Here is a 7,470-nt window from a genome sequence, read left to right on the forward strand (position 1 = left end):
CCGCAAGGCCTATCTCCGGGCCGTGATCTCGGAGATCCGCGTCGATGATGACAGGATCCAGATCATCGGCGACAAGGCCAATCTTGCAGCCGTCGTCGCAGGCCAGCAGACCGCTGCCGGAAAAGTTCGTGGTTTTGTTCGCAAATGGCGGCCCCGACAGGATTCGAACCTGTGACCCTCAGTTTAGGAAACTGATGCTCTATCCAGCTGAGCTACGGGACCAGCGCCTAGCGGTGTTCTAGTCTTCTCGCTGCGTCTTGGGAAGAGCAGGATCAGGTCAGTGAAAAGGCCCGGCGCGGGGCCGGGCCCTTCGATCGATGGCGGATATGTCAGGCGGCTTCTTCGGCCGCCAGATCGTCACCCTCGGCCTTTTCGGCGGCAGGGGTGCGCTTGGCGTTGCGGGCGAGGAACTCCTCCAGTTCCTTCACGGCCTGATCGTCGTCGATCTTCTTGACCGCAGCGATTTCGCGGGCCATGCGGTCCAGTGCCTGTTCGAACAGCTGGCGCTCGGAATAAGACTGCTCCGGCTGGCGCTCCGACCGGAACAGGTCGCGCACCACCTCGGCAACTGCCATGATGTCCCCGGAATTTATCTTCGCATCATATTCCTGGGCACGGCGCGACCACATGGTGCGCTTGATGCGGGCTCGTCCGCGCAGAACCTTGAGTGCAGCCTCGATCTGGGTCTTGTCAGAGAGGCGGCGCATGCCCTTCTGCTCGGCCCGGCTGGTCGGCACCTTGAGGCGCAGCTTCTCCTTCTCGAAATCGACGATGTAGAGCTCCAGCTTGGCGCCGGCGATTTCCTGCTCCTCGATCTGGCTCACTTTGCCCACGCCATGCGCGGGATACACCACCAGCTCGTTGATCTTGAACATCAGCTTGCGAGGCGCCGGGGGCGGTGCGGTCACGGCTGCAACTGCGGCCTTGGGCGCCGAGGCTGGCTGTGGCGCAGCGGCTTTGGCGGTCGCGGCTGCTGCGGGTACTGGCTTTGCAACCGATTTCTTGGCTTCAACCGCAGGCTTAGCCACCGGTTTTGCGGGGGCCTGCTTGCCCTTGGCGGGTTTGATCGCTGTGGCCTTGGCCGCAGTTGCCTTGACCACGGTTGCCTTGACCGCTGCGGCCTTGACGGCCGCAATCTTGGCGACAGGCTTCGCAACCGGTTTGGTCGCGGCCTTCGGCTGCGGCCGGACAGCCAATGGCTTGGCCGGCCTGGCCTTGACTGGTGCGGATTTGGCAGTGGCGGCTTTCGTCTTGACGGCGGCCAGCGGCTTCGACGCCTTTTTCGGAACCGACTTGGTCTTGGCCCGGGCCGCGGGCTTCTTCGCGGCGGGGGTCTTGGTCTTTGCTTTTGTCATATCTGTCCTTCGCCCTGTGCCAAATATTATGGAATATGTCTGTCGGCCGCGGTACGGTCGAACCGCCGCCACCGGCCCTGAGGCCCGCGGTCTGCCGTCTCGCCTGTGTCCGTATCCGAAGCCGGTTCCGAACCCGATGGAAGGGCGCCCTCAGGCCCCGTTCACTGCACTCGGGTGACCGGCCACCGCGCAAGAGACCCGGCCACCCGGCCTGGTTCTCGACAGCCAACTCCGTTTACTAACTCATTGAGGCGTAAATATCACAAGTTTAGGCAATTTTAAAGCCCGGTCTGTCCGTGTACTGTCAAATCCGGGCCCGTGCACGGAGCAATCCACAAAAGAAGGTTAACGGGCCAGCCCAATGCGCATGGTCGGTCCGCGCAAGGCACATGGCCGGTGGCCTCAGTCGCCTGTGCCAGGATTGGGGGAGAAAAATTTCTCCAGCTTGCCGTCGACACCATCGAACTCCTTCGCGTCTGCGGGGGCGTCCTTCTTGCTGGTGATGTTTGGCCACTGGCTGGCGTAATCGGTATTCAGCTTAAGCCACGATTCCAGTCCGGGCTCGGTGTCTGGCTTGATCGCCTCGGCTGGGCATTCGGGCTCACAGACCCCGCAGTCAATGCACTCGTCTGGGTGAATGACGAGCATGTTCTCGCCCTCGTAGAAGCAATCCACCGGGCACACCTCGACGCAGTCCATGTACTTGCACTTTATGCAATTTTCAGTGACGATATAGGTCATGAGCTAACAACCGTTCTTTTTACCGAACGTTCAATAGCAACTTCCGTCCGGGCTTGCACCTGATTTTTGTGCTGGATTGACAGCTTCGTAGAGGAGCCGCGCAGCGGTCGCTGGTCCGCGCCGGTTGGTCAGCGCCTCGATCCTCAGAACCAGAACCTGCCGGGTCAGCACCACGGTAAGAACGTCCCCGATTTTCACGCCATGACCGGGCTTGGTGGTTTTCTGGCCATTGATCCGCACACGGCCCCGTTCCGCCATTGCCGCTGCCGTGTCCCGCGTTTTCGTCAGGCGGGCGCACCATAGCCATTTGTCAAGGCGCTGGCGTGCCGGAGCCTGGTCATGAACCGGCAAGCTTGGCCTTCAGCGCCCCCAGAACGGCAAAGGGCGAATCGGGATCAATGGGCTTCTCCGGCGCTGGCTTGCGCTCCGCGGCCGGGGGCTTGCCGCCCTCGCGGCGCGGCTTGCGGTCGGCCGGGCCATCCTCGTCACGCGTGCGGTTGCCACGGCGCGGACCCTTGCCCTGGCGCGGAGGCCTGCCTGGGTCCCCGGGGGCGGCCTCGGACGGTGGTCCGGAAGTGCCGTCCGATGGCATGGGGGCAGCGCGCCTGTGCCCGGCATGGCGCATCTGGCGTTCCGCACGGGCGCGGAACGGGCCGGTGTCCTTCGGCCACCAGACCTCGATTTCGATCTCGTCGACGACGGGTGCTGCCGCCGCATCGATCGGCGCTGCGGCATCGGTTGAAGCCTCGGACCCGGGAGCGGAGATATCGCCGCCGGTGGGCGGGGCTATCTGTTCGATCTCCGCGGTGGCTGTTGCGGGCGGCGGTGCATCGGCGGCCGCCACTGGGTTATCTGCTATGTCAGGCTGAGACGGTGGCGCTGCTGCCGGCCGTTTGACCTTTCGCTTCTGGGCGCGGTAGTCGAGGCTTCTCAGGATGCCGAGGAAATCATCTCCGGAACATCCGACGAGCGACATCATGTCGGGCACCACGGTAAAGCCACCGCCTTCGACTGACCCCGCTGGTCGCTGCTCCTCTGCGATGCGCGGCCGCCAGAAGACGCGTTCGCGGATCAGGTCAGCGAGCCGCTCGAGCATGTCGATCCGCACCACGCGGCTGCCACAGATGCGATAGCCGCACACACCGTAGAAGCCCCTGGGTGTGGATCGGTCAAAGGCGGCTGATGTCAGGCCCTGTCCGGGCGGTTGAGGAAGTGCTGCGAGATCGAGTTTGCCCTCACGCTGCAGGCCAAGCGCCCAGAGCAGCAGGCGAAGTTCGGTCGGGGCGGGCTTGAGCAGGACCGGCACATAGATGTTGAAGGCGCCAAACCGCGCCCCCAGGGCGCGCAACTTGCCGCGGTCATCCTGGCTCAGCGACTTCACTTCCTCGGCCACCTGGTCTCGGGGCAGAACGCCCAGTGTCTCGACCAGCCGGTAGGCGATGCCGCGCGAAATGCCCTCCAGGCCTTCGCCCTCCTCGAGCTTGACCAGCGGTTCCAGCACAGTTGCAATATGGCGGTCGACGAATTTCTGCAGTCGCTGCTGAACCTCCTCGCGGTCCGATCCGGAGAGCTGCTCGCCCGCAATCACGCTGGCTCGGGGCTTGAGCAGCGTGCTGCCAGGCTCAAGCCGGCCCACCGGGGCGTGGTTCCAGATGATCTGCCCGTCGCGGGTGAGCTTGAGGTCGGTGTCAGCAGAGGCCGCAACGGCCTTGGCCCGGGCCGAGATCTCGGCAGCCACCGCTGAAAGCGCGGCGGTCTTCAGGGCGCGGGCGCCAGCGCCTTCGGCCGCCCCGTCGGGCACAAACAGAAAGCCGTTGATCCGGCCAACATACTCGCCTTCCACGCGGATTGCGCCATCTTCCTCGACAGTCGACATCAATTCTTCCTTCTGGGCCAGCCGCCTCATCAGCACGCTGGTGCGCCGGTCGATAAAACGCTGAGTCAGGCGCTCATGCAAGGCGTCCGACAGCTTGTCCTCTATCTCCCTGGCGCGGGATTGCCAATAGAGAGGCGCCTTGAGCCAGTCCGGCCGGTTTGCCACGAAGGTCCAGGTGCGGATGTGGCTGATGCGGTTGGACAGCGTATCAAGGTCGCCATGGGTGTTCTCGCAGAAGCGCAGCTGCCGGACGAACCAGTCCTCATCGATGAAGCCGCTGCCCGTCTGCAGGAACTGGAAGATGCGCGAGACGATGGCGGCATGTTCCGAGTTTGAGATGTTGCGGTAGTCCGGGATCTGGCAGACCTCCCACAGCCGTTCCACGTCGCGCCGAGACTGGGCGAGGTCGTGCGTGGCGGCATCGCGGGCGAGCGCCTCCAGCGCCAGCAGGTCGGCATTGGGCTGGGCCCGCGTCAGACCCTGAAGATGAGGCGTCAGATTGAGGCTCTGCCGAAGCCTGTCCAGCGATGTGAAGTCAAGCTCGCGGTTGCGCCATTGCAGCATGCGCACCGCCTCGAAGTTATGGCCTTCCAGGCGCTCCACCATCTCTGGCTCGAAGGGGTCCGCCTCGCCGGTGACGCCGAAGGTGCCGTCATTCATGTAGCGGCCGGCGCGTCCTGCCACCTGGCCCAGTTCCGAGGGGTTCAGCTGGCGGTACTGAAAGCCATCGAATTTGCGGGTCGAGGCGAAGGCCACATGATCGACATCCATGTTGAGGCCCATGCCGATCGCGTCGGTCGCCACGATGTAGTCGACATCGCCGGACTGGTAGAGAGCCACCTGCGCGTTACGGGTGCGTGGCGAGAGGGCGCCCAGCACCACTGCCGCCCCGCCGCGCTGGCGGCGGATCAGCTCGGCAGTGGCATAGACCATCTCGGCCGAGAAGGCCACGATGGCAGAGCGCCGCGGCAGACGGGTGATCTTCTTTTGCCCGGCATAGAGCAGTTGAGAGAAGCGGGGCCGCGAAACGAATGTGGTGCCAGGCAGCAACCGCTCCAGAATGGGCCGCATGGTGGCCGCGCCCAGCAGCATGGTTTCATCACGGCCACGCCGGTGCAGCACCCGGTCGGTAAAGATGTGGCCACGCTCGAAGTCGGCGCAGAGTTGCACCTCGTCGATGGCCAGGAAGGGCACATCCACATCGCTGGGCATGGCTTCGACAGTGCAAATCCAGTAGCGCGCCAGGGCGGGGATGATTTTTTCCTCGCCGGTGACCAGCGCCACCGCGGCATCGCCGGCACGCTGGCGCACCCGTTCGTAGATCTCGCGTGCAAGCAGGCGCAGCGGCAGGCCGATCATGCCGCTGCCATGGCCGAGCATGCGCTCCACCGCGAGGTGGGTCTTGCCCGTGTTGGTGGGCCCTAACACGGCTGTGACGGTTCTTGAGGATGGCATGAAGCGCGGGTTCAAAAACTGGTGCATGTCCAGTTGGGGCGCAGGCGCGGCGCGGTCAAGGACATTTGCACCATTCTGAACCGATTGCGCAAGCTTTGGGGCGAAGCCGGAACGAAGCTGGCCCGAATCGGGCCTTGCCGCGGCTTCGGTTTTTGTTCCCCGGGTCTTTGCTGGATTTTGCCCATCAGACCTCACCAATCCGGCAGTTGCCGTCTGCCTCAAGGTCGGCGTTTCCCCCGCTTGCCGTTAAGGTCTGGCAGGGCATGGTTGACGAAGTCTTGCCAGTTCAGGTCTGTCCGGACCCGCTGGCTTAACGAAGTGGACCATCTGCGGAACGGAGCGGGCCCGAATCGCTCAAGCGCCTGTTTTCACCTTTTGTTCACGCAACATATTGTGTGGTCACGCTGTTGTATCCACAACCGCACTCTTGGCGTGGCAGCTGGCGGCGGGTCGGCGGTCTCGGTCAGTTAACGTTTCTGTTCCAGAGCGGAACAGCTATCTGCAGCCGCCAATCATCGATAGTTTTCTCTGAGCGGCTTGACCCGTCCGGCAGGTGCCACTATAGACCGCGCATCCGATCCGGAGGTTATTGCCGTCCGGTTCCCAGTTCTGTTTTTTGGAGATCTGCCAATGGCCCGCCGTTGTGAGTTGACGGGAAAACATGCTCTGGTTGGCAACAAGGTCAGCCACGCGAACAACAAGACCAAGACCCGCTTCATGCCAAACCTGTGCGACGTCAGCCTTATCAGTGACGCCATGGGCCTCACCTACCGCCTGCGCATTTCGGCGATCGCGCTGAAGTCGGTGGAGCACGTGGGCGGCCTGGACAATTTTCTGATGAAGGCGGACAATGCCCAATTGTCTGACAAGGCGCTGCGCCTGAAGCGCGCCGTGGCCAGCAGGCTTGAAGCGGCGAAAACCGCGGCCTGACCAAGGCTCTCGGCAAAGGTCTGAAAGCCGCTCCAAACGGGGCGGCTTTTGCTTTATGCCTGTGCGCATGACCAAGGACAGTGCCAATCGGCCCTCGCCAGCAGCGCCCCCGCGTGATGGTGCGCCGCGCCTGCACGGATCAGTCAGTCTGCGCAATGCAGTGCTGGGGCGCTTCACCGAACTCAGGGCGCGCGTGCAGTTTCATGACTCGACGCTGGGGGACTACTCCTATCTCGAACACGACAGCGAGGCCATCTACGCGGAGATTGGCAAATTCTGCGCCATCGCAGCAGCCTGCCGCATCAATGCGCTGAACCACCCGACGTCGCGCATCAGCCAGCACAAGATCACCTACCGGCCGAATGAGTATTTTGCCTCGGCCCGGCTCGACAAGGCCTTCCGCGAGCAGCGCATCGCCGCAAAGGTAAGCATCGGGCATGATGTCTGGATTGGACATGGCGTCATCATCCTGCCCGGCGTCAGTATAGGGCATGGGGCAGTGCTGGCGGCTGGCGCCGTTGTCACCGAGGATGTTCCATCCTACGCCATCGTTGCCGGTGTGCCTGCCCGTTTCCTGAAGTGGCGCTTTTCCCCCGATGTCGGCGCGCGCATTATCAGGCTTGGCTGGTGGGATTGGGAGCATGAGCAGCTGGGCCAGGCAGTGGACGACATGCGCCGCCTGTCCGTTGAGGATTTCCTCGCGAAATACGAAGCCGGTCAGGGCTTGTAGTCGAACTGCAGAAGAATAGTGCTCTGCACCGCGGCGTTGAAGTTGTCGTCCGAGATCAGCGTTATGCGGGCCGTTCCATGTCGTTGGCAGGCGGCGATGCCTTCCATGTTGTCGATCACATAGAGCGGCGCCGTCGCCTCGAGCAGCAGTTCTGGCTTGATGATCGTGCCATGCGTGATGGCCGACGCGGAAAAGCGGCGCACCGCCATGCCGGGTAGCGAGGTGGGCTCAAAGCGGCGCTCAAGGGTGAGAATGCTGCCGTTGTCCAGCACCGCGAGATCGGTCACCCGATAGTCGCCGTAGCGCGCGATCGAAAAAGGCGTCGTCTGGCTGCTCTGCCATGCCCAGGCGCGGGTGTTTCCGCCGCTATCAAACTGGCTCTC

Annotated in this window: 7 protein-coding genes and 1 tRNA gene; 2 read left to right on the forward strand and 6 right to left on the reverse strand. The window is 63.3% G+C overall.

The annotated features are described in order from the left end of the window. Positions 1–145: 145 nt before the first annotated feature. The 5 genes from ACILRN_RS14680 to ACILRN_RS14700 all read right to left on the reverse strand — a co-directional run bounded on the left by ACILRN_RS14680 (position 146) and on the right by ACILRN_RS14700 (position 5,427). Positions 146–222: transfer RNA gene (locus ACILRN_RS14680), tRNA-Arg, on the reverse strand. 107 nt (positions 223–329) lie between these two features. Next, positions 330–1,355: a CarD family transcriptional regulator gene (locus ACILRN_RS14685; protein WP_395689523.1), complete on the reverse strand. Its 1,026-nt coding sequence runs from the start codon at positions 1,353–1,355 to the stop codon at positions 330–332. Positions 1,356–1,757: 402 nt separating this feature from the next. Next, positions 1,758–2,096: a ferredoxin FdxA gene (fdxA, locus tag ACILRN_RS14690; protein ID WP_395689525.1), complete on the reverse strand. Its 339-nt coding sequence runs from the start codon at positions 2,094–2,096 to the stop codon at positions 1,758–1,760. A gap of 30 nt (positions 2,097–2,126) precedes the next feature. Further along, complete coding sequence (locus tag ACILRN_RS14695; RefSeq protein ID WP_395689528.1) at positions 2,127–2,447, reverse strand: RNA-binding S4 domain-containing protein; 321 nt, start codon at positions 2,445–2,447, stop codon at positions 2,127–2,129. Then, positions 2,434–5,427 (reverse strand): helicase-related protein, encoded by a 2,994-nt coding sequence (locus tag ACILRN_RS14700; protein ID WP_395689530.1) that lies wholly within the window; start codon positions 5,425–5,427, stop codon positions 2,434–2,436. The genes ACILRN_RS14695 and ACILRN_RS14700 overlap by 14 nt, the downstream gene beginning before the upstream one ends. A 630-nt stretch (positions 5,428–6,057) precedes the next feature. Here ACILRN_RS14700 and rpmB point away from each other — a divergent pair. After that, entirely contained in the window at positions 6,058–6,357 is a 300-nt protein-coding gene (gene rpmB / locus ACILRN_RS14705; protein ID WP_395689532.1) for a 50S ribosomal protein L28, read from the forward strand. Between the two features lie 67 nt (positions 6,358–6,424). Then, a complete protein-coding gene (locus ACILRN_RS14710) occupies positions 6,425–7,087 on the forward strand; it encodes a DapH/DapD/GlmU-related protein (RefSeq protein ID WP_395689534.1) in 663 nt (220 codons plus the stop codon). Here ACILRN_RS14710 and ACILRN_RS14715 read toward each other — a convergent pair. Further along, positions 7,075–7,470, reverse strand: a 396-nt coding sequence (locus ACILRN_RS14715) for an esterase-like activity of phytase family protein (protein ID WP_395689536.1), incomplete at its 5' end; no start/stop codon positions are given. The genes ACILRN_RS14710 and ACILRN_RS14715 overlap by 13 nt on opposite strands.

Origin of the sequence: Aestuariivirga sp., assembly GCF_044238155.1 — a bacterium.
GTDB lineage: Bacteria > Pseudomonadota > Alphaproteobacteria > Rhizobiales > Aestuariivirgaceae > Aestuariivirga.